This window comes from Bradyrhizobium sp. SZCCHNRI3043 (genome assembly GCF_032377735.1).
In the GTDB taxonomy this organism is placed as follows: domain Bacteria; phylum Pseudomonadota; class Alphaproteobacteria; order Rhizobiales; family Xanthobacteraceae; genus Bradyrhizobium.
Window position 1 is genome coordinate 39972 of record NZ_JAUHID010000001.1, and the last position, 22529, is coordinate 62500.

The following is a 22529-nucleotide window of genomic DNA, read 5'->3' on the forward strand; positions in this document are numbered from 1 at the left end:
TCAGGGCTTCTTCAACTGCGGCAGCGGTCGGCCGAAGTCCGGCGCCGCCGAATCCTGGCCGATATCGACGATGCCGCGGCGGATCGCACGGGTGCGGGTGAAGTGATCGAACAGCGCATCGCCGTCGCCGCGGCGGATCGCCCGCGTCAGCTTGGAGAGGTCCTCGGTGAAGGTGCCGAGCATGTCGAGCACGGCATCCTTGTTGCTCAGGAAGATGTCGCGCCACATCGTCGGGTCGGAGGCGGCGATGCGGGTGAAATCGCGAAAGCCGCCGGCGGAGAACTTGATCACCTCGGACTCCGTGACCTGCGCCAGCTCGTCGGCGGTGCCGACGATGGTGTAGGCGATCAGATGCGGCAGGTGGCTGGTGATCGCGAGCACGCGGTCATGATGATCCGGCGTCATGATCTCGACCTTGGCGCCAAGCGCGGCCCAGAACGCACGGAGACGATCGATCGCGCCGGCATCTACACCGTCGGGTGGCGTCAGGATGCACCAGCGGTTGATGAACAGCTCGGCGAAGCCGGAGTCCGGTCCCGAATTCTCGGTGCCGGCGACCGGATGGGCCGGTACGAAATGAACATGCGCCGGCAGGTGCGGCGCCATGTCGCGAACGATGGCGCCCTTCACGGAGCCGACGTCGGAGACGATGGCGCCGGGCTTCAGATGCGGCGCGATCTCTTCGGCCACGGGACCGCACGCGCCGACGGGAATGCAGAGGATGACGAGGTCGGCATCCTTGACCGCCTCCGCATTGCTCGCAACGACGCGGTCGACGATGCCGAGCTCGGTCACGCGGGCGCGGGTCTTGTCCGAACGCGCCGTGGTGACGATTTCGCCGGCCATGCCTTGCAGCCGCGCCGCGCGCGCGATCGAGCCGCCGATCAGGCCGAAGCCGATCAGCGCGATGCGTTCGAACCGTCCCGCGACGCTCACTTCGCCCTCATGAATTCGCTGAGAGCCTCGACGACCAGACGATTGGCCTCCTCGGTGCCGATCGTCATGCGCAGCGCATTCGGCAGCTTGTAGTTGGCGAGCGCGCGCAGCACAAGGCCGCGCCGTGTCAGGAATTCGTCGGCCTCGACCGCGGTGCGGCCCTTGTCGGTCGGGAAGTGGATCAGGATGAAGTTGGTGACGCTCGGCGTCACTTTCAGCCCGAGCTTGCCGATCTCCTCAGTGAGCCAGTTGCGCCAGGTCTCGGTGTGTGCCTTCGACATCTGCTGATGCGCGGTGTCCTCGATCGCGGCGACCGCAGCGAGCATCGCGGGCGAGGAGACGTTGAACGGCCCGCGGATGCGGTTGATGGCATCGACGATGTGCGCCGGGCCGAACATCCAGCCGACGCGGAGCGCCGCGAGGCCGTGGATCTTGGAAAAGGTGTGGGTGACGACGGTGTTCTCGGTCGTGGCGACCAGCTCGATCCCGAACTCATAATCGTTGCGCGAGACGTAGTCGGCATAGGCGGCGTCGAGCACCAGCACGACATGCGAGGGAAGGCCGGCGCGCAGCCGCTTGACCTCGTCGAACGGGATGTAGGTGCCGGTCGGGTTGTTCGGATTGGCGAGCCACACGAGCTTGGTGCGCGGCGTCACCGCGGCCAGGATCGCGTCGACGTCGGTGCGATACTCCGTCTCCGCGACAACCACGTTCTTGGCGCCGCAGGCCATGGTCGCGATCGGATAGACCAGGAAGCCGTGCGCGGTGGAGATCGCCTCGTCGCCTTGCCCGAGAAAGGTGTGTGCCAGCAGATTCAGGATCTCGTCGGAGCCGGCGCCGCAGACGATGCGGCCGGGATCGAGGCCATAGGTGCGGCCGATCGCCTCGCGCAGCACCCGCGAGGTGCCTTCCGGATAATCCTCCAGATGCGTGGCCGCGCTCTTGAAGGCGTCGATCGCCTTGGGTGAAGGACCGAACGGAGTCTCGTTCGCCGACAGCTTGAACACCTTGCGGCCCGGCTCGGGCTTCGGGCTCTTGCCCGGCGTGTAGGGCGCAATGTCGAGGATGCCGGGATTCGGCACGGGGCGGTTCATCGTCAACTCCGGAAAATCATCACTGGCGCGGGGCGTCTCAGCTGGGAACCGTATAGCGTTTCGCATGGCCGCCGACGAGGGCCGTCGAGCGCACCGAGGCGCCCGCCGCGATCAGGGCAGCCTTGATCTTGTCGAGGTTCGACGGCGACTCGATCGACACCAACAGCGCGGCGCCGTCGAAGGCGGTATCGGGCACCGCGATGACGTCGGCGAGCGGCGACAGCGCGCGGGACACCTGCGCATTCCAGCCGGAGACGCGGATGCTCCAGGTCTCGACCTCCAGCACCAGCGCGTCGTCCGCGACGCGCGAGATCGCGAACACCGGCAGCGCCGCCGGATGGTCGGCCCGCTCGATGAACGGCATCCGCGCGATGATCTTCGGCGCGCCCGCGGGCTCCAGCGTGATCCACCACGGCGTATGCCCCGAGGTCGTCGACACCAGCGCGAGATCGCCCTTCGAGCGCGCCACGGCTTCGACGGCGGCCTGGGCGCTGAAATGGGCGACATAAGGCACCACGAAGCCGAAATGGAACCTGGCGGAATCGCGCATCGCGGATTCGCCGACCGACACGTCGGCGTGAACCGAGAACGGCGCCTGCACGTAAGTGAACGTCGAGACGATCACGCGCCAGATGCCCTCGACGGTGTCGAGCGGCAGGATGCCGCGATGGCGCTGCACCAGGCGCCGCATCATGTCGGCCTCTCGCGCCGGGCGGAACGCCGAGCCGACCTCCTGGGTCTTCTTGACCTTGATCAGCCGGTCGATGATGTCGGCCCTGTTCATCAGGAGCTGATGGACCTGCTCGTCGATCGCGTCGATCTCCTTGCGCAAATCGGCGAGCGAGGGAGGGGCTGGCGGCGGGGTCGACATGGGCAGGGTCACTCTTCGCAGGCCGCGGGTCAACGCGCGGCGGACTGGAACGGATGCCGTTCTCTCCGATGCGGGGGACGTGCGCAACAGCAAGTTTACCTCGTGCGGCCTAGGCTTGGCTGACCTGCAGCCATGGGGCGCCCGATCGGCGGTCAACCCGAGCTTGCCTTGACGAGGAGCGCCCGCGGGACTAGTTTCTGCCTGTTCCGTGGTCATTTGAGCCGGCCGGCTTGCAGCCACGTTAAAAAACTCGCTAAACAGGCCGGGGACGTTATCGATCCCGGCCGAACCCCAGTTCAGGCCGGGTTTTTCATGGCCTGATGTGTCACGTGGTTCGGGAGCCCTTGCCGGATGGCCGGGGTGAGAGACATGACAGGCCTGACGCCGAAACCCACCTCCGCGCTGCGCACGATTGCGCCCGAAGAGCGCTCGCACGAGGTCGATCATCCGAGCTCGCTGGTCGCGCAGTTCGGTGCCGACAAGCCGCTCAGGCTCGATTGCGGCGTCGACCTGTCGCCGTTCCAGATCGCCTACCAGACCTATGGCGAGCTCAACGCCGACAGATCGAACGCGGTCCTGGTCTGCCACGCGCTGACCGGCGACCAGCACGTCGCCAACCGTCATCCGGTCACCGGCAAGCCGGGCTGGTGGGAGACGCTGGTCGGCCCCGGCCGTCCGCTCGATCCCAGCCGCTATTTCATCATCTGCTCGAACGTGATCGGCGGCTGCATGGGCTCGACCGGGCCGGCGTCGCTGAACCCGGCGACCGGCAAGGTTTGGGGGCTCAATTTTCCGATCATCACCATCCCCGACATGGTGCGGGCGCAGGCGATGCTGATCGACCATCTCGGCATCGACACCTTGTTCGCCGTGGTCGGCGGATCGATGGGCGGCATGCAGGCGCTGCAATGGACGGTGGCCTATCCGCACCGCGTGTTCGCCACGCTCGCGATCGCCTGTGCCACGCGGCACTCGGCGCAGAACATCGCCTTCCACGAGCTCGGCCGCCAGGCCGTCATGGCCGATCCCGACTGGGACCACGGCCGCTACGGCGACAAGGGCGTTCATCCGCATCGCGGTCTCGCGGTGGCACGGATGGCCGCGCATATCACCTATCTGTCGGACGCGGCGCTGCATCGCAAGTTCGGCCGCCGCATGCAGGACCGCGAGTTGCCGACGTTCTCGTTCGACGCCGATTTCCAGGTCGAGAGCTATCTGCGCTATCAGGGCTCGTCCTTCGTCGAGCGCTTCGATGCCAACTCCTATCTCTATTTGACGCGCGCGATGGACTATTTCGACATCGCCGGCGACCACGATGGCGTGCTGGCGGCGGCGTTCCGCGGCATCAAGACCCGCTTCTGCGTGGTGTCCTTCACCAGCGACTGGCTGTTTCCGACTTCGGAATCGCGGGCGCTGGTTCATGCGCTCAACGCGTCCAGCGCGCGCGTGTCGTTTGCCGAGATCGAGACCGACAGGGGGCACGACGCGTTCCTGCTCGACGTCCCCGAGTTCTTCGAGATCGCCAGCGCTTTTCTCGATTCCGCCGGCAAGGCGCGCGGCCTCAAGGTCGCGACGGGAGGCTGAGACATGAGCATGCAGGGTGTGCTGCCGCTGAACGGATTCTCCGGCGGCGAGGTGCTGGCCTATCGGCCCGATCATCTCCTGATCGCCGGCATGGTCGAGAGCGGCTCCAAGGTGCTCGACATCGGCTGCGGCGACGGTGACCTGCTGCAGCTGCTCGAGAGCCGCGGCATCGACGGCCGCGGCATCGAGCTGTCGCGCGAGGGCGTCAACCATTGTGTCGCCAAGGGCCTCGCGGTGGTGCAGGGCGATGCTGACACCGATCTCGTCGATTATCCCGACGATGCGTTCGACTACGTGGTCCTGTCGCAGACCTTGCAAGCGACGCGGCGGCCCAAGACGGTGCTGGAAAATCTCCTGCGCATCGGCCGCCGTGCCATCGTCACCTTCCCGAATTTCGGCTTCTGGCGGCTGCGGCTGCAGCTGCTGGTCGGCGGCCACATGCCGCGCACCGACAATCTGCCTTTCACCTGGTACGACACGCCGAACATCCATTTCTGCACCATCAAGGACTTCGTGCAGCTCTGCGACGAGATCGGCGTCAAGATGGAGCGCGCCGTCGCACTTGATAGTTACGGCCGTCCCTTGCGCGTCGCCATGCCCTGGTGGTTCTGGAACATGTTCGGCGAGCAGGGGGTGTTCCTGCTGAGCCGCGCGGAGAAGGGGCGGTAGGGGCAGGGGCGACATTCGCTGGGCGCCTCGTTCAAGTTTGCGGCCCGCTCTCTCCGCCGTCATGGCCGGGCTTGTCCCGGCCATCCACGTCTTGCAGTATGGCGAGATGGCGGGCGGCTACGTGTACTTCATGACTAATCGTCCCAACGGTGCGCTCTATGTCGGCGTGACCAGCGATCTCGTGCGCCGTGTCTTTCAGCATCGATCCGGCTTGGTTGATGGCTTCACCAGGCGGTATCGCTTGAAGCGATTGGTGTACTTTAAAGTCTTCGACGACATTCAGAGCGCGATCCAACGGGAGCACAACATCAAGCATTGGTCGCGCGCCTGGAAGGTTGGACTGATCCTTGCGAGCAATCCCGACTGGGATGATCTCTACGATAGGATCACAGCTTGAGGCGCGCACGAGGACGGACGTGGATGGCCGGGACAAGCCCGGCCATGACGAGCTTGGGGTGGCGGGATTTCACTTTTCAAAGAGCCGATGGCGGTTGAGACAAGGCTGCGCATCCCCGCGGCGCATCTGCGCCCGAGCTATGCGTCATGCATCGCCTCCGATAGCGAAGAGGCGCAGGGAAGGCCGGATGCTGGCCGCACCCATGGCCCGCCTGCGGAAAAAATGCAGGCGGCAGGAACCACAGGTACGAGCCGGAACACCCGGCCTTCCCTGCGCGATGGTTGAACGGCTGCTTCGCATTCTCCTCGGTGCGCCGGGCTTTTTGGCCACCGTGTCGCGCAATGCGCTTGCGCGCATCGCGCTGGATACCAGCATCGGGGTATCAGGACCGCGCGACTTGACCGTGCGTGCCGGAATTGCTCGTCCGCGCGAGGAAGCCCCACGCGCAATCCGACACGCCCACCGCATCCCACCTCAGCGTTCGTGACGACCGCGATACGCCCCTCTTGCAGTGAGGCGGGACGGGCGGAAATCTGCGCTTGATTTGGCCGACGACGCAAGCCGCGATCGTGCGACAAACTAACACGACGGGCAGTCCGTGCATGAGGCTCATGCGCAAACTGCCCGTCGTGCAACGTCTGATGCCGTTCCTACGGCTTGCCCCGTGATCTACAGCAAGCCGACCTTGTGCATGATGTCGCGGATCTGCGCCGGACTGGGATCACCGACCGCCGGGCTGGACCACTCGCTGGTCGTCGTTGCCGGGCCCCTGGCAACCGAACCGGCTCCGTTGAGCTTGCCATTGGGCGCCTGCGGCACCAGCGTCGGAGACGTCGCGCCGCTCTGCGCCTCGCCGCGCGCCAGTCCGAGCAGGCGACGGAGAACGTCGAGCGAGGGATCGGCCGTGGGCGCGGAGGCCACGCCCGCTTCCAGGCCGAGTGCGCGCATCGCGTTCGGCAGTCCGGCACCCGAACGGTTGGGATCGCCGAACTGCAGCGGCGTCGATGTCTCCTTCAGGATCTGGAACAGCCGCTCCACACGCCGCGCGTCGCGTGTCGCGAACTGGCCCTTGAAGTCGGGATGATGCGCCAGCACGAGCGCGGCGAGACCGGTGACGTGCGGCGTGGCCATCGAGGTGCCGTCCCAGGCCCCGAAGCCATCCGTCGGCAGCGAGGACACGATGCCGACGCCCGGCGCGCAGACGTCGATCTCCGGCCCGAAGCAACTGAACTTCGCCGGAAAATATCCGTCGGCGCTCCGGAAGCCGTCCAATCCCTGCTGGGCGTGGAAGCTGTCCTCGGGAAACTCGCCCCATTTGCCCATCGCGGCGACCGCCAGGCAATGCGGCGTCGAGCCCGGAAACTGGACCGGCCCCGACGAGTTTCCCGCGGCGACGATACAGGCGAGGCCCATCTGCTTGGCCCGCAAGATCCGCTCCTCGATGATCTGCGACGGCTCGCCGCCGCCCAGACTCATGTTGGCGACGTCGATGCCATTCTCCATGCAGTAGTCGAGCGCCGAGACGAGATCGCTGAACCGGCCGCCCGGGAAGATCCGGCAGACATGGATTTCGGCCGCCGGAGCGAAGCCGCGAATGCCGCCGCCGGAGCCGATCGGTCCGCCGGCGATGATCCCGGCGCAATGCGAGCCGTGACCGATGGTATCGACGGTCCAACTCGCGGGATCATTGCCGACGATGCTCTTGCCGATCGTGACGCCGTGCAGATTGCGATGCGTCGGCGCGGCGCCGGAATCGATCACCGCAATCTTCACTCCCGCGCCGTTATAGGCGAGGGGCAGGCGATCGAGGCCCATCGCGCGCTGGCCCCAACCCAGCAATTGCTGGCCGGGAAATCCGCGCAGATAGGCGCCGAGCGTCTTCGCGGCGATGCGGTTCACGCTGTCGGGGGTTAGTTGCGGACGATCGAGCCAGAAGGTCCAGTAATCGACCCGCGGCTTGATCAGGATCGAGCGGATGGTGTCGGGCGTCTCGCCCTGAATCTTGAGCGTGACGCGGCCGCTGGCGTCGGTGACGCCCTGAACCGGCCACACGCTGCCGAACACGTACACTTCCACCTCCGGCAGCGGGCCGCTCTCGCCGACCACTTCGATCGTCGTCGAGAACCCGTCGGCCAAGGGAATGAGAACGCCGGGATTGGGAAGCTGGTGCGGCGCCGGCACCTGGGGGACGGTCGGATCGAGCATGTAGGTGAGCGGCGCATCGCGCTCGACCGCGAGCCGTGCTCCGGCCTGGGCCTTCAGCAATTCGGCCTTGTCGGGCGCCATGCGGGCCAGCACCATCGGGCCGAGCGGTGCTTGTCCCGGGTCGGTGCTCTGAAATCCGAGCAGGCGCGGCGGCTGAATTGTCTTCACCACGTCGATGTCGGGGCTGTTTGTCAGTTGCTGGACGATGAAGTCGGCGCTGAAGGTCCCAAGCCCCATCTGCTGGCGCGGTGCCAGGATGTACTGCGCCCGCCGTTGCGAGATCGTTGCGCCGGGTTGACCCGTTGCTGGCGCCGCCGTGCCGCCGTCGCTGCGGCTGGTCCCTTGTGCGGCTGGGGCTGATGCGGCGGTCACCCGTGCTGCGGCCTGCGGTGCGGCAGCGGCCTCGGCTGACGGCTGCGCCGCTCCGGGTTGTGCTCCGGTGCCGTTGACGGCCGTGCCGGCCGCATCCTTCTGATCCGAGATTTCAGGCTTGCTTCGTGCGGCCATTTGCGGGCTCCTTCATCCTCGCTCGTGACATCGTCGGGAGGCGCTGCTGAAGTCAGCCGGCGCCAAAGGGTTTCAGCGGAGCGTTCGGCTCCACCACGATCGTGCTGAAAGTCGATCGGAGGCGATCGGCCTGGCTCTTCGTCATCGACAGGATGACGACGTCGGGTGCGACCTGACCGACGCGTTTCACGCTGGGCTCGCGGCTCAAGTGATCAGCGAGCTGGCCGGACTTGACCGGCTCGCCTTGCACGATGAATTCCTGTTCTGAGTTCGGATCCGCCATGCGTCGTTCCCTCCATGTCAGGTCGGCGGTGGGCGGACTTTTCGTGCGCCCACCGCTTCACTCTCTTGGACCCGCGTTGCGATGTCGCGGGTCGTTGCTTCCAATCGGTCGTCCTAGTGCATCGTGCCGGCGGGCTGGCCGGTGCTGAAGATGCCGAGCGTGTGCCCGATGTTGAGGCCGGTCTGCGCGCCCTGTCCGATCTTCTTGAGCACGCTCCAGAAGCCCTGCAGCTCCATGTCGGTCGGCTGCGCCGCGGCCTGCTGGCCCGGCTGGCCGGCGCTGAAGATGCCGAGGTTGTGGCCGACGTCGAGGCCGGTCTGGACGCCCTGTCCGATCTTCTTGAGCACGCTCCAGAAGCTCTGCAGCTCCATGTCGGTGGGCTGCGCGGCCGCCGCCTGCTGGCCCGGCTGGCCGGCGCTGAAGATGCCGAGATTGTGCCCGACGTCGAGGCCGGTCTGGACGCCCTGGCCGATCTTCTTGAGCACGCTCCAGAAGCTCTGCAGCTCCATGTCGGTCGGCTGCGCCGCCGCAGCGGCTTGCGGACCGGTGCTGAAGATGCCGAGGTTGTGGCCGACATCGAGGCCGGTCTGGACGCCCTGACCGATCTTCTTGAGCACGCTCCAGAAGCCCTGCAGTTCCATGTCGGTCGGCTGCGCCGCGGCGGTGGCGGCTTGCGGACCGGTGCTGAAGATGCCGAGGTTGTGGCCGACATTGATGCCGGTCTGGACGCCCTGACCGATCTTCTTGAGCACGCTCCAGAAGCCCTGCAGCTCCATGTCGGTCGGCTGCGCCGCCGCAGCGGCTTGCGGACCGGTGCTGAAGATGCCGAGGTTGTGGCCGACATTGAGGCCGGTCTGGGCGCCCTGTCCGATCTTCTTGAGCACGCTCCAGAAGCCCTGCAGCTCCATGTCGGTCGGCTGCGCCGCGGCGGCGGCCTGCGGATCGGTGCTGAAGATGCCGAGGTTGTGGCCGACATTGAGGCCGGTCTGGACACCCTGTCCGATCTTCTTGAGCACGCTCCAGAAGCCCTGCAACTCCATCTCCGACGGCTGCTCGGTGCCGGGGCCGACGGAGAACGGCGCGAACCCGCCCGCGATTCCGCCGATGGCGCCGCCGAAGTCCCGGCCGGTCTTGCCGCCGATCAGGCGTCCGATCGCTTGTCCGGCGAACCTGCCGAGAACGGAGCCGAAGATCCCTTCGGGATTCAGTTGACCAAAGTCCTCAGTCGATTGCTGCATGCCACTCATGTTGAGCCTCCTCGCTCGTTATCTGACCTCTGAGCGACGCGCCGCTTGACCTCATCAGGAGTAGTTGCTGCGCGACGTCGATCGAGGGCGATGTTGCGCGTGTGGCCGTGATGCAAGTGTCAAGCGGGGCGTGAAAGTGCCGTCAAAATCGATCATGTGAGGCACGCATGGAGCAAGGGTCGCGCGGATCGTCAGACGCGAAGCATGCGCCTGATTTCGCGTTGCAGGGTTTCGGTTTCGCTCTCCGGTGTGGCACCGACCTGCTTGCGCAGGACGGTGCGGCAGAAGTCATATTGACGCAGGGCGTCGGCGCGGCGACCCTGCTGTGCGTAGCAGCGCATCAGGGTGCGGTGGACGTCCTCCTGCAGCGGATCGGCGGCCAGCACGCGCAACGAGAAGGTCTTGGCGATCTCCACATGTTCCGGGCCGCCGACGTCCAGCAGGCCCGCGATGGCCCGTATCGCTCGCGTCTTCAGTCGTTGACGCTCGGCGGAGAGCCATGCCTCGAACGCGCAGGACGTCGAGCTGATGCCGTCGAGCAACTCGCCTCGGAACAGCGCGGCGGCGCGCGCCATGGTTTCCAGATCGCCGAGCTGCAGCAGCAGCTCGAACTCCTGCACGTCGGTGCTAACGGCGTTCGGATGGATGCGGATGTCGTCCCGTTCCGCCGAAATGACGTCGGCGCATTGCGGCAGCACCCGGCGCAGCGTCAACAGGGCCTGGCGAAGGTTTGCGCGCGCGTTGTCGCCGAAGCGGCCTTCCCACAGGAGTGCGGCAAGCTTGCTGCGTGAAATGCCGTGCGGAGAGGTAAGGGCGAGATAGCCCAGGAGTGTTGCAGCCTTGCGGCTTGGGATGACGACCTGCTCGCCGGAGACGCGTTTGATTTCAAGACCGCCAAAGAGATTGATACGCAGCAGACTCATTGTCTCTCTCCTCTGAATGGCGACTCGCTGCGATCGGCGTCAGCCTGCAGAAGTCGAGCTTCTCGTGCGATGAGAATGAGCGGCTGCAGCCGGATCAGGTCTGCACAGTCGTCGCCGAAGGGCGAGCCGCCACGCTGTCGTTGTCATCGTCGAAATGAGATCGGCAATGCAGTTAAGTCTGTCCGAGCAACGTTCGGTTCAATCTTGGATTGTATGACGAAGCGACACCGGGCCGGCTGGGCTTGCAGTATGCACTCCATCGGGTCCAGTCTGCGCGCAGCCGGAACCGCACGCTGTGAGCTACGGCACACTCGAGGACGGACACGCGCGTTGCGGTATCCTCTGGTTATGGTGATGAAGCACGGGATTGTTCCGATGAGATCGTTCCGCAAGGAACTTTGGTTCCAGACACCGGGCCGTCGCGCCTTCATCAACATCACGGATGATGTCGAGGCGGCGCTGAAGGAGAGCGGGGTGCGCGAGGGACTCGTGCTGGTCAACGCCATGCACATCACCGCGTCGGTCTTCATCAATGACGACGAGAGCGGGCTGCATTTCGACTACGAGCAATGGCTGGAGAAGCTGGCGCCGCACGAGCCGGTGGCGGGCTATCGCCACAACCGGACCGGCGAGGACAATGCCGACGCCCACATGAAGCGCCAGATCATGGGCCGCGAGGTCGTGGTCGCGATCACCGGCGGCAAGCTCGATTTCGGTCCGTGGGAGCAGATCTTCTACGGCGAGTTCGACGGCGGGCGGCGCAAGCGCGTGCTGATCAAGATCATCGGCGAGTAGGCGAGTCCGTCGCGACTTTGGCAGGGCTTGCTCGAACAGGCCGTCATTGCGAGGAGCGCAAGCGACGAAGCAATCCAGGGCCACGACGGCAGCTTGTCTGCGTAGCCCTGGATCGCTTCGCTGGCGCTCGCGATGACGGAGGAGGTAGCAATAGCCTCAGCTGTCATGCCCGCGCAGGCTGGCATCCAGTGCGCCGTGGCCTCACGGGCGATCCCATTGCCATCTCGCAACACTGGATCGCGGCGCCGCGCGCGCTTGGCCTGATCGTCACGGCAGAGTCCGATTCATGCTGGACGTGATCGTCGCTGGAATGGGCAAAGCCGGCTCGCGAAGCAGCCTGGCCCGCTGCGCCTTGCGTGTCGAGCAGAGCCGGAACGCTTCGGCTGCGCAACTATCCCGCCATCGACCGCGGATCCCGTGGCCCCCATCGCCCGGCCTCGACCAGCGCGATGAAGCGCTCGACCGCTTCGTTGAACAGCACCGGCTCCTCCAGGTTCAGCACGTGGCCGGACTTGGGGAAGAAGGTCAGGCCCGAGGCCGCCAGATGCTGCTTGAGGAACAGGCTCGGCGCGATGCAGGCGTCGTCCTCGTCGCCGCAGATGATGAGGGCCGGCGTCGGCACGCCGCGGATGGCGTCCGTCATGGTGTAGATCGAGGGACGGCCCCCCTGGAAGCCGCGCATCGTGTTGGCTGAGCCGCGCGCGTCATGGCGGGCCAGGGCGGCGTAGAAGTCGGCATGGCCGCGCGGGTCCTTGACAAGGAAGGGAATGCGGCCGGGCGCCTCGCGCGTCACCTTGGCGGTCTCGGCTGAGCCCAGGGTCTCGAACTGCTCGGCGGTCGCGCGGCACTGGGCGCGGAAGGCGTCGAGTTGCTCAAGGCTGGAGCCTGAGCCGACCCCGGCCAGCACCATCGAGCGGATGCGCCCCGGCGCGTTCAGCGCCACCTGCAGCGAGGAATAGGAGCCCATCGACAGGCCGACGAAGTGGGCGCTGGCGATGCCGAGATGGTCCAGCACCGCCAGCGCGTCGATGTAGAAGTGCACGTAGCTGTAGACGTCGGGCGCGGCCGGCACGTCCGAGGGCGTGTAGCCGCGCGCGGCGTAGGCGATGCAGCGGTGGCGCCGCGCGAAGTAGCGCAACTGCGGCTCCCAATTGGTGTGGTCGGCGGCGAACTCGTGCAGGAAGATGAGCGGCGTGCCCGCGCCGACCTCTTCGAAATAGAGGCGAACGCCGTCGTTCGCCGTTGCGTGGGGCATCGTCAGCTCCTCCCGTGTCACGTGTTGCATGATGACGAGTCGCGCGACACGCGACAATGGTCGGGCCAGCGCCTTGTTTTCGCCGCGACATAGACTCGGACTCACCCTCTCGTCGCCAGCCTTTCGCCGTCGATGGTCATGGTTTCGTCACACCGCAACATTTTACGGACCGCCGCTGGCGGCTTGCAGAGGGGCCGCGCTGAGGGACCAGGGGGTGCCAAGTCAGGTACTGGGGGAAGTAACAGAAGGATTGAGTATGGTTGTGTCTACCCTTCGCCGGTCGCTTCACATCGTTGCGTTAACCATGTGCTCGGCAGTCGTCGCCGTCACCGCAACACCGGCTTCGGCCCGTCCGCATCACGGCTCCGGGCATCATGCCCACCGCAGCCACGGCGGCCATCACTACGCAAGATATCATCACCACGGCCGGTCCGTCGCCCGGTTGTCGCGCTGGGAGCGCGGCGTGGCGCGGGTGCAGGTGAGCGGCATTGCCGACGCGCAGGCCAGCGTCATGATGCCGGGCACGGCGTCCGACGGCATGGCGTCCGACGGCATGGCGTCGTCCGGCGGCTTCGGCGGCGGCAGCAGCGTCGTCTCCGCGGCGCGCAGCTTCATCGGCAGCGGCAACCCGACCGGCCGGCGCAGCCTGTGGTGCGCCCGTTTCATGAACATGGTGCTGGAGCGGACCGGCCATCGCGGCACCGGCTCCGACATGGCGCGCTCGTTCGCGAGCTATGGCCAGCGCGTCTCCGGCCCGCAGGTCGGCGCGATCGCGGTCATGAGCCGCCGTGGCGGCGGACATGTCGGCGTGGTCTCGGGCGTCGATGCCCAGGGCAACCCGATCGTCATCTCCGGCAACAACGGCAACCGCGTGCGCGAGACCGCGGTGTCGCGCGGCCGGGTGTATGCGTATGTGATGCCGAACTAACCAATCTCGAACTGATGAATCGAGCCGTCGAGGCTCGCTCGGTGTGCGCCTCCCCCGCTTGCGGGGGAGGTCGCATCGCATCGAAGATGCGATGCGGGTGGGGGAAGTCTCTCCACACGAAGATTTTCGGGTGGGGCGGCCCCCACCCCAACCCTCCCCCGCACGCGGGAGAGGGGGCGCGCCGCCGATGCGGCCAGCGCTCGAACTACACCAGCCGCGGCTGCTCCACGGCGAGTTCGTCGCCAACGGCGATATCACCGGCTTCGATCACCTCGGCATAGATGCCGCATTCATTGTTGCCGCGCCGGGTCATCAGCGCGGGCGGGATGTCGAGGTCGCGGGCGGCCGTGTCCGGGTCGACGTTGACCGCGGCGCAGCGGGTGGTGGTCTTCACGACCTTGAGCCGCGCCGAGCCGATGCGCAGCGTCTCGCCCATGAGCGAGGTCTCGTGCCAGGCCTGCCAGCCGGTGACGTAGACGTTGGCGCGGAAGCGCAGCGGGTGCACGGGAGCGCCGACCAAAGTCTCGATCTCCGCGATGGAGGCGAGGTTGATGATCGAGACCACCTTGCGCGCCAGGTCCGTGAAACTGTAGCCGCCGCCCGACAGCAGCTTTGGTGGCCCGCGCAGCTCGTCGGCGAACTCGCCTGCGAAGAAGCGCTCGATCGCCGCGCGGCCTTCGGGGCTCTCGAGATCGCCTTGCACGACGACGGCGTCGTCCCTGCGGATGGTGAGGATATTCGTCGCGTCGTCGAACACGGTCTTGAAGCCGGCGAGGCGCTCGTTGCGCATCAGCATGAGATACGCCGTCTTCGGCCGCCAGACCGGAGCGTCCGGATCGAACCCGCTGGGGCCGTTCTCCAATGCGTAGCGGCGGTCGGCCGGTAAGGTCTGGCCGACCCGCAGAGGTGCCGTCTGCAATGGTTCCGGGGTAAGGCCCTTGACCGGATAGCGGTACAGGCCGGCGATGCGCGCGGGACGGGTCTGGCTCATGCCGCCTCATAGGAGATTCCCATGGCCGCGGCCAGGGCACACGAATTTGTGAAACGGCCTCTTCCGTTTTTGGCCCGCCTTCCCACATTTCAGCTCAAGCCGGGCGCAAGCCGGCGACGTCAGGGGTGCGGCGTTGATGGACGTCAACGTGCGCGGTCCGAAACCCAATGAAGATGCTGAAATCGTGCCTTCGGGGCGTCACAGCAGGCTGAGGGAAATATCATGAATATCGAAAAATATACCGAGCGCGCCCGGGGCTTCATCCAATCGGCGCAATCGCTGGCCGTGCGCGACGGCCATCAGCAGTTCTCGCCGCTGCATCTGCTGAAAGTCCTGCTCGACGACGGCGAGGGACTCGCGGGCGGTCTCATCGACCGCGCCGGCGGCAATTCGCGCGCGATCCTGAAAGCGACCGAGGATGCGCTGGGCAAGCTGCCGAAGGTGTCGGGCAGCGGCGCCGGACAGGTCTATCTGTCGCCCGAGCTGGCGCGCGCCTTCGACGCGGCGGAGAAGGCGGCCGAGAAGGCCGGCGATAGTTTTGTCACGGTCGAGCGGCTGCTGCTCGGGCTGACGCTGGAGAAGAACAGCGAAGCAGGCGGCATCCTCGCCAAGGGCGGCGTCACCGCGCAGAACCTCAACGCGGCGATCGAATCCCTGCGCAAGGGCCGTACCGCCGACTCGGCGACCGCCGAGAATGCGTATGATGCGCTGAAGAAATATGCCCGCGACCTGACCCAGGCGGCGCGCGACGGCAAGCTCGATCCGGTGATCGGCCGCGACGAGGAGATCCGCCGTACGATTCAAGTTCTGTCCCGGCGCACCAAGAACAATCCCGTACTGATCGGCGAGCCCGGCGTCGGCAAGACCGCGATCGTCGAGGGCCTCGCGCTGCGCATCGTCAATGGCGACGTGCCGGAGAGCCTGAAGGACAAGCGGCTGTTGTCGCTCGATCTCGGCTCCCTGATCGCGGGCGCGAAATATCGCGGCGAGTTCGAGGAGCGGCTGAAGGCCGTGCTGCAGGAGGTCACGTCGGCCGAAGGCACCTTCGTGCTGTTCATCGACGAGATGCATACCCTGATCGGCGCCGGCAAGGCCGACGGCGCGATGGATGCGTCGAACCTGCTGAAGCCCGCGCTCGCTCGCGGCGAGCTGCACTGCATCGGCGCGACCACGCTCGACGAGTATCAGAAGCATGTCGAGAAGGACGCCGCGCTGGCGCGGCGCTTCCAGCCGGTCTACGTCACCGAGCCGACGGTCGAGGACACCATCTCGATCCTGCGCGGCCTGAAGGATAAATACGAGCAGCATCACGGCGTGCGCATCACCGATTCCGCGCTGGTGGCCTCGGCGACGCTGTCGAACCGCTACATCACCGACCGCTTCCTGCCCGACAAGGCCATCGACCTGATGGACGAGGCGGGCGCGCGGCTGAAGATGCAGGTCGATTCCAAGCCGGAAGAGCTGGATTCGATGGATCGCGAGATCATCCGGCTCAAGATCGAGCAGGAAGCGCTGAAGAAGGAGACCGATCCGGGATCCAAGAGCCGGCTGCTGACCTTGGAAAAGGAGCTCGCCGATCTCTCGGAGAAGTCGGCTGGCCTGACTGCGCGCTGGAGCGCGGAGAAGGACAAGCTGTCGAACGCGCAGAAGCTCAAGAGCGAGCTGGACGGCCTGCGCATCGAGCTCGCCAACGCGCAGCGCCGCGGCGAGTATCAAAAAGCGGGCGAGCTGGCCTATGGCCGCATCCCGGAGCTGGAGAAGCAGCTGGCCGACATCGAGGCCAAGGAGAATGCCGGCGAGATGATGGAGGAGGCGGTCACCGCCAACCACATCGCGCAGGTGGTCTCGCGCTGGACCGGCGTGCCGGTGGACAAGATGCTCGAGGGCGAGAAGGACAAGCTCCTGCGCATGGAGGATTCTCTCGGCAAGCGCGTCGTCGGCCAGTTCGAGGCCGTGCATGCGGTCGCGACCGCCGTGCGGCGCTCGCGCGCCGGCCTGCAGGACCCGAACCGACCGATGGGCTCGTTCATGTTCTTGGGCCCCACCGGTGTCGGCAAGACCGAGCTGACCAAGGCGCTCGCCGAGTATCTGTTCAACGACGAGACCGCGATGGTCCGGCTCGACATGTCCGAGTACATGGAGAAGCACTCGGTGTCGCGGCTGATCGGCGCGCCTCCCGGCTATGTCGGCTATGACGAGGGCGGAGCGCTGACAGAGGCCGTCCGGCGCCGGCCGTACCAGGTCGTCTTGTTCGACGAGATCGAGAAGGCGCATCCGGATGTCTTCAACGTGCTGCTGCAGGTGCTCGACGACGGCCGCCTGACCGACGGGCAGGGCCGTACCGTCGACTTCCGCAACACGCTGATCATCATGACCAGCAATCTCGGCTCCGAGTTCCTGGTCAATCAGCCGGAGGGCGAGGATACGTCGGAGGTGCGCGAGCTGGTGATGGGCACGGTGCGCGGGCATTTCCGGCCCGAGTTCCTCAACCGCGTCGACGAGATCATCCTGTTCCACCGCTTGCAGAAGAGCGAGATGGGGCGGATCGTCGAGATCCAGTTCACACGGCTCCAGAAGCTGCTGGAGGAGCGCAAGATCACCTTGTCCCTGGATGGCGATGCGCGCGACTGGCTCGCCGCCAAGGGCTGGGATCCGGCTTATGGCGCACGGCCGTTGAAGCGGGTGATCCAGCGTAGCGTGCAGGATCCGCTCGCCGAGATGATCCTCGCCGGCGATGTCAAGGACGGCGACAAGGTCGCCATCTCCTCGGAAGGCAATGTGCTGACCTTCAACGGCAAGGCGCATCGCACCGCCGAGATCGCGACGTTCGAGGCGCCGATCCCGAAGCGCAAGCTGAACTGAAGCGGCGCTGCGCCGAATGCAAGCAAAGGCGGTCCGCGCTGAGCGATCAGCGCGGGCCGCCTGCATCGGCAAAAAGACTTCCTTGGGTTGAACGGACCAGCCCGGCGAGGCCGGGTTTTTAGCGGCTGACCTGGATCGGGCCGGCGTCGGAGATGCGCGAGGCACCGGCACCGCGGCTGGTCATCATCTGGTCGACGCGATCGCGCTCCTTCTCGAAGCTGGCCATGATCTGGCCTTCGAGCGACCGGCCGCGCGGCAGCTTCACGCGCATCGGGTCGACGAAGCGGCCGTTGACCAGGATCTCATAGTGGACGTGCGGGCCGGTCGACATGCCGGTCGAGCCGACGAAACCGACGACCTGGCCCTGGCGCACGCGCTTGCCGGGCTCCATGCCCTTGGCAAACGCCGACAAGTGGCCATAGGCCGTCTCGTAGCCGTTGTTGTGCTTGATCCGGATGTACTTGCCGTAACCGCCTTCGGTGCCGACCTTCTCGAGAACACCGTTGCCGGAGGCGAAGATCGGGGTGCCGTAGGCGGTGGCCCAGTCGACGCCGGTGTGCATCTTCACATAGCCGAGGATCGGATGGCGGCGGCCGCCGAAGCCGGAGCGCATGATCGCGTTGTTGACCGGCTTGCGCACCAGGAACTTCTTCGCGCTCTTCCCGGTCTCGTCGTAATAGTCGACGACGCTGTCGTCGGGGGTCTGGAACCGGTAGTATTTCTTGGTCTCGCCGCCGACCGTCAGCGCAGCGAACAGCACCTCGGTCTTGTCGTTGTTGCCGGGCTTGTCGTCATCGTCGCCGGCATAGAAGACGTCGAACGAATCGCCCGGCTGCACCTTGCGCTGGAAGTCGACGTCGTAGGAATAGATCCGGACCATGTCCTCGATGACCGGCGTGGGCACCTTGTTGCGCATCGCCGTCTCGTAGATGCTCTGATAGAGGCGGACACCGGTGCCGTCATCCTCCTCGTCATTGGTGTTGTCGGCGGTCTCGGTGACCGTGTTCATGCTCTGCGCGTCCACGGCGACGTATCGTCCGAGGTCCGACAGCGCGGCCACCGCCTCGATCATGGTGTCGTTGGCGATGATGACCCGGAATGGCTGCAGCCGGGCGCCGGGGGCAGGGCCGGACGGCGCCATCAGGATACGGAGCTTCTCGCCTTCCTTCAGCCCGCCGTCACGGCCGCGTGGGCCGAGCTGGGCGGCAATCGCCCTGGCCTCGTCGGGCGTCGCGCCCTGGTCGCGCAGGATCGAGGTGACGGTATCGCCCTTCTTGACCAGGTGGACACGCTCGCCGAGCGGATTGCCGCCGGTGATCTGGTCCTTGGTCTTGGGGAGCAAGGTGACATTTTCCGGCACCACCCGGGTCTCGAAGCCGGCGTAAGGATCTGGCGAGGTGCCGTCATTGGCGTAGGACAGTTTCAGGTCGCCGCCTTGGACGGCCTGTGCACCGGCCGCGTCAGCGGCGGCATTGGCGAGCGAGGCGTAGCGGACGCCGCCATTGTTGCCGCGCCAGTTCGCCGCATCGCGAACCCGCATGACGATTTCGTCGAGCGCCACCGAGGTCGCGATCTTCGCCTTGGGGAGCACCGCGGCGAGATCCTTGGTCACGAACGAGACTTCGGCGTCGGGCTCGACGGCCTCCGGATTGTTCGGATCCTCGCCGGACCCGGTCTTGTCGTTGTCGGTGTCGCTCAGCAGGCGCTGGGCGTTGAACGGTGGGATCTTGGCGGAAAGATCGCTCGTCGTCATCGACAGGTTGCCCGAGATCCGGACGTAGGGACGGACCCGGATCAGCTCGCGCGATCCGGCGCGGGTCACGGTCGAGATGCGCACCACATTGCGCGCCGCCGCCGCTTCGCTCGGCGGCGGCAGGCGATCGCTCTTGCGCAGGGTGGCAACGCGGTCATTGGCGCCGAAGGCGCCGCGCAGCGCGCTCTCCATCCGCTCCGGCATGCGAGCGAAGGTCATTTCGCCGTCGAGCGACGCAAAAACGGCGCCGCCGATCAGGGCTGCGCCGCATAGACCAGTCAGAATCGTACCGGAGAACCATTGCACGGAGACGCGGCGGCGATCGATCACCGCGGCCTCGGAGCCATCGACCGATAGCGGCGGCTCATGACCGAGATCGATCATGCCGACCTCGCGTCCATACCCTCCGCGTGACGTCCGATGGTTCAACCTTCGTCCCCCAAGTTCGCCGAAATCACTCAGCTGCCGGTCGGCTTAACGTCCAAGACAAACGGCTCGGAATGATGGCGCGCTTCTGACGGTTCGAGACTCTCTGGCCCGAAAGCCGGAATCCGCGAACCGCTATTGTTCTTCAGGATCTCTCGATGTCGTCTCGGCCGTATGAGTCAGGCGAAGGGCTCGCCACTTCCTTGATCTGGATCATCCTTGAATCGATGGCGGTCCCCGCTGGACCCAAATCAACCCAGGTCGGTGCTTAACAAATCGTCGCAGGATTGTGGCCCAAGTGGGGCACGAAGTCCGCAAGAAGTCTGGGTTCTCTGGCCGTCCCGGAAAAAATGATTCGATGCGACGATTTGTTGACATTGGGCGTTGACACCCCGATCGGACCCCCCTATAAGCACGGTCACTGAGCGCGGCGCCGCTTCGGGACACACCGAGGCGAGCATTCGCGCCAATATTGCTCCTCACTTCTGCTGAGCGATGCACAACCGGTAGAACCCGGTTGCTCATCGACGTCGGAAAAGGTTGGGCGACCCCTCCATCCGAGGGTGGGACTGAGGTCCCGGGCTGTTTGACAAGTGAAGATGAAGAAAGAGAAACGTGGACGGCGGAGTCCTTGCGGGTCTTGGGATTGAGAGCTTCGGCTTTTGGTTCTGGGATCGGACGAGAAGACTTCGGCGGACAATGTTTCAAAGGTAACACCATGGTTTTCGCGCTGTGAAGCGTGGAGATCGATTGGTGGGACCTCGTCAAACGTTGTGATCAGCCGGTTCAAAGCTTCAAGTTCAACTTGAGAGTTTGATCCTGGCTCAGAGCGAACGCTGGCGGCAGGCTTAACACATGCAAGTCGAGCGGGCGTAGCAATACGTCAGCGGCAGACGGGTGAGTAACGCGTGGGAACGTACCTTTTGGTTCGGAACAACACAGGGAAACTTGTGCTAATACCGGATAAGCCCTTACGGGGAAAGATTTATCGCCGAAAGATCGGCCCGCGTCTGATTAGCTAGTTGGTGGGGTAATGGCCCACCAAGGCGACGATCAGTAGCTGGTCTGAGAGGATGATCAGCCACATTGGGACTGAGACACGGCCCAAACTCCTACGGGAGGCAGCAGTGGGGAATATTGGACAATGGGGGCAACCCTGATCCAGCCATGCCGCGTGAGTGATGAAGGCCCTAGGGTTGTAAAGCTCTTTTGTGCGGGAAGATAATGACGGTACCGCAAGAATAAGCCCCGGCTAACTTCGTGCCAGCAGCCGCGGTAATACGAAGGGGGCTAGCGTTGCTCGGAATCACTGGGCGTAAAGGGTGCGTAGGCGGGTCTTTAAGTCAGGGGTGAAATCCTGGAGCTCAACTCCAGAACTGCCTTTGATACTGAAGATCTTGAGTTCGGGAGAGGTGAGTGGAACTGCGAGTGTAGAGGTGAAATTCGTAGATATTCGCAAGAACACCAGTGGCGAAGGCGGCTCACTGGCCCGATACTGACGCTGAGGCACGAAAGCGTGGGGAGCAAACAGGATTAGATACCCTGGTAGTCCACGCCGTAAACGATGAATGCCAGCCGTTGGTGGGTTTACTCACCAGTGGCGCAGCTAACGCTTTAAGCATTCCGCCTGGGGAGTACGGTCGCAAGATTAAAACTCAAAGGAATTGACGGGGGCCCGCACAAGCGGTGGAGCATGTGGTTTAATTCGACGCAACGCGCAGAACCTTACCAGCCCTTGACATGTTTGGGACCGGTCGCAGAGATGTGACCTTCTCTTCGGAGCCCGAAACACAGGTGCTGCATGGCTGTCGTCAGCTCGTGTCGTGAGATGTTGGGTTAAGTCCCGCAACGAGCGCAACCCCCGTCCTTAGTTGCTACCATTTAGTTGAGCACTCTAAGGAGACTGCCGGTGATAAGCCGCGAGGAAGGTGGGGATGACGTCAAGTCCTCATGGCCCTTACGGGCTGGGCTACACACGTGCTACAATGGCGGTGACAGTGGGAAGCTAAGGGGCAACCCTTCGCAAATCTCAAAAAGCCGTCTCAGTTCGGATTGGGCTCTGCAACTCGAGCCCATGAAGTTGGAATCGCTAGTAATCGTGGATCAGCACGCCACGGTGAATACGTTCCCGGGCCTTGTACACACCGCCCGTCACACCATGGGAGTTGGCTTTACCTGAAGGCGGTGCGCTAACCAGCAATGGAGGCAGCCGACCACGGTAGGGTCAGCGACTGGGGTGAAGTCGTAACAAGGTAGCCGTAGGGGAACCTGCGGCTGGATCACCTCCTTTCTAAGGATGGCTCTTCAGCAAGGTCAGATCTTCGGATCTGTCGCTTCTATCGAGCTGTTTTAGAAACATCAGGGGCCACCGAGACCGCCAGGTCTTGCGTGAGCTCCATTGGCGGGATTTCGCCGTCTTCGTTTCTCTTTCTTCGCGGACGAACACGCTGCCTGGGGCTGCGCGGTCGCTGCTTTTGCTTCGTAGGCTTTGGCCTTCGCTGGCCGGGTGGTGACGAGCTTCGAGCGTTAGGGCTTGTAGCTCAGTTGGTTAGAGCGCGCGCTTGATAAGCGTGAGGTCGGAAGTTCAAGTCTTCCCAGGCCCACCACGCTTCGCCTGCGGCTTCGCGTGGCACGCCGCGCTCTCCAATGAGCGAAGCGTGTCCGGCGTAGCCACTTGGCGAAGACGGGCGCTATGCTTCGTCTTCTGGTTACGGGGCCATAGCTCAGCTGGGAGAGCGCGTGCTTTGCAAGCATGAGGTCGTCGGTTCGATCCCGTCTGGCTCCACCAGATGGTTTGATTGCC

Annotated in this window: 16 protein-coding genes, 2 tRNA genes, 1 rRNA gene and 1 riboswitch; of the genes, 9 read left to right on the forward strand and 10 right to left on the reverse strand. The window is 65.0% G+C overall.

The features are described 5' to 3' along the window. From QX124_RS00195 to QX124_RS00205, 3 genes are read right to left on the reverse strand one after another with little or no spacing between them, the layout of a single operon-like run. Nucleotides 1-936: a prephenate/arogenate dehydrogenase family protein gene (locus QX124_RS00195; RefSeq protein WP_315795626.1), complete on the reverse strand. Its 936-nt coding sequence runs from the start codon at nucleotides 934-936 to the stop codon at nucleotides 1-3. Next, nucleotides 933-2030, reverse strand: a complete 1098-nt coding sequence (gene hisC / locus QX124_RS00200) for a histidinol-phosphate transaminase (protein WP_315795628.1) — start codon at nucleotides 2028-2030, stop codon at nucleotides 933-935. Before hisC ends, QX124_RS00195 begins: the two co-directional genes overlap by 4 nt. 37 nt (nucleotides 2031-2067) lie before the next feature. After that, complete coding sequence (locus tag QX124_RS00205) at nucleotides 2068-2901, reverse strand: chorismate mutase (protein WP_315736239.1); 834 nt, start codon at nucleotides 2899-2901, stop codon at nucleotides 2068-2070. 198 nt (nucleotides 2902-3099) lie between these two features. Further along, nucleotides 3100-3179, forward strand: a riboswitch (SAM riboswitch). A 91-nt stretch (nucleotides 3180-3270) separates the two neighbouring features. On the opposite strand from QX124_RS00205, the gene QX124_RS00210 reads away from it, so the two are divergent. The 3 genes from QX124_RS00210 (at nucleotide 3271) to QX124_RS00220 (ending at nucleotide 5551) form a co-directional block, all read left to right on the forward strand. Further along, on the forward strand, nucleotides 3271-4485 hold the full coding sequence (locus QX124_RS00210) for a homoserine O-acetyltransferase (protein ID WP_315795630.1): 1215 nt from the start codon (nucleotides 3271-3273) through the stop codon (nucleotides 4483-4485). Between the two features lie 3 nt (nucleotides 4486-4488). Further along, nucleotides 4489-5154: a methionine biosynthesis protein MetW gene (metW, locus tag QX124_RS00215; RefSeq protein WP_315736241.1), complete on the forward strand. Its 666-nt coding sequence runs from the start codon at nucleotides 4489-4491 to the stop codon at nucleotides 5152-5154. Between the two features lie 61 nt (nucleotides 5155-5215). After that, on the forward strand, nucleotides 5216-5551 hold the full coding sequence (locus QX124_RS00220; protein ID WP_315795632.1) for a GIY-YIG nuclease family protein: 336 nt from the start codon (nucleotides 5216-5218) through the stop codon (nucleotides 5549-5551). A gap of 669 nt (nucleotides 5552-6220) precedes the next feature. Here QX124_RS00220 and QX124_RS00225 read toward each other — a convergent pair. From QX124_RS00225 to QX124_RS00240, 4 genes are all read right to left on the reverse strand, one after another. Beyond that, a complete protein-coding gene (locus QX124_RS00225) occupies nucleotides 6221-8263 on the reverse strand; it encodes a S8 family serine peptidase (protein ID WP_315795634.1) in 2043 nt (680 codons plus the stop codon). Between the two features lie 52 nt (nucleotides 8264-8315). After that, nucleotides 8316-8546 carry a hypothetical protein gene (locus QX124_RS00230; protein WP_315736244.1) on the reverse strand — a complete coding sequence of 77 codons (231 nt, stop codon included), beginning with the start codon at nucleotides 8544-8546 and terminating at the stop codon, nucleotides 8316-8318. A 113-nt stretch (nucleotides 8547-8659) separates the two neighbouring features. Beyond that, nucleotides 8660-9793 carry a hypothetical protein gene (locus QX124_RS00235; protein WP_315795636.1) on the reverse strand — a complete coding sequence of 378 codons (1134 nt, stop codon included), beginning with the start codon at nucleotides 9791-9793 and terminating at the stop codon, nucleotides 8660-8662. 191 nt (nucleotides 9794-9984) lie between these two features. Next, nucleotides 9985-10716, reverse strand: coding sequence for a BTAD domain-containing putative transcriptional regulator (locus tag QX124_RS00240; RefSeq protein ID WP_315755972.1), 732 nt, complete (start codon nucleotides 10714-10716; stop codon nucleotides 9985-9987). Between the two features lie 375 nt (nucleotides 10717-11091). Here QX124_RS00240 and QX124_RS00245 point away from each other — a divergent pair, with 375 nt between their 5' ends. After that, nucleotides 11092-11511, forward strand: coding sequence for a secondary thiamine-phosphate synthase enzyme YjbQ (locus QX124_RS00245; RefSeq protein WP_315795638.1), 420 nt, complete (start codon nucleotides 11092-11094; stop codon nucleotides 11509-11511). Between the two features lie 391 nt (nucleotides 11512-11902). Here QX124_RS00245 and QX124_RS00250 read toward each other — a convergent pair whose 3' ends face one another. After that, entirely contained in the window at nucleotides 11903-12766 is an 864-nt protein-coding gene (locus QX124_RS00250; protein WP_315795640.1) for an alpha/beta hydrolase, read from the reverse strand. Nucleotides 12767-13022: 256 nt separating this feature from the next. Here QX124_RS00250 and QX124_RS00255 point away from each other — a divergent pair, with 256 nt between their 5' ends. Continuing rightward, complete coding sequence (locus QX124_RS00255) at nucleotides 13023-13694, forward strand: TIGR02594 family protein (RefSeq protein WP_409997640.1); 672 nt, start codon at nucleotides 13023-13025, stop codon at nucleotides 13692-13694. A gap of 205 nt (nucleotides 13695-13899) precedes the next feature. Here QX124_RS00255 and QX124_RS00260 read toward each other — a convergent pair whose 3' ends face one another. Next, entirely contained in the window at nucleotides 13900-14685 is a 786-nt protein-coding gene (locus QX124_RS00260) for an MOSC domain-containing protein (RefSeq protein WP_315795644.1), read from the reverse strand. Between the two features lie 222 nt (nucleotides 14686-14907). On the opposite strand from QX124_RS00260, the gene clpB reads away from it, so the two are divergent. Continuing rightward, on the forward strand, nucleotides 14908-17547 hold the full coding sequence (gene clpB, locus QX124_RS00265) for an ATP-dependent chaperone ClpB (RefSeq protein ID WP_315736251.1): 2640 nt from the start codon (nucleotides 14908-14910) through the stop codon (nucleotides 17545-17547). Between the two features lie 118 nt (nucleotides 17548-17665). Here the strand turns inward: clpB and QX124_RS00270 are convergent, their stop codons facing one another. Further along, the gene (locus QX124_RS00270) at nucleotides 17666-19729 is read right to left on the reverse strand and encodes a M23 family metallopeptidase (RefSeq protein WP_315736252.1); all 2064 of its coding nucleotides are present in this window, start codon (nucleotides 19727-19729) and stop codon (nucleotides 17666-17668) included. Between the two features lie 798 nt (nucleotides 19730-20527). Between QX124_RS00270 and QX124_RS00275 the strand changes: the two genes are divergently transcribed. From QX124_RS00275 to QX124_RS00285, 3 genes are all read left to right on the forward strand, one after another. After that, nucleotides 20528-22016, forward strand: a 16S ribosomal RNA gene (locus tag QX124_RS00275). A gap of 239 nt (nucleotides 22017-22255) precedes the next feature. Continuing rightward, nucleotides 22256-22332 (forward strand) — tRNA-Ile (locus QX124_RS00280). A gap of 106 nt (nucleotides 22333-22438) precedes the next feature. Then, nucleotides 22439-22514: transfer RNA gene (locus QX124_RS00285), tRNA-Ala, on the forward strand. Nucleotides 22515-22529: the final 15 nt, after the last annotated feature.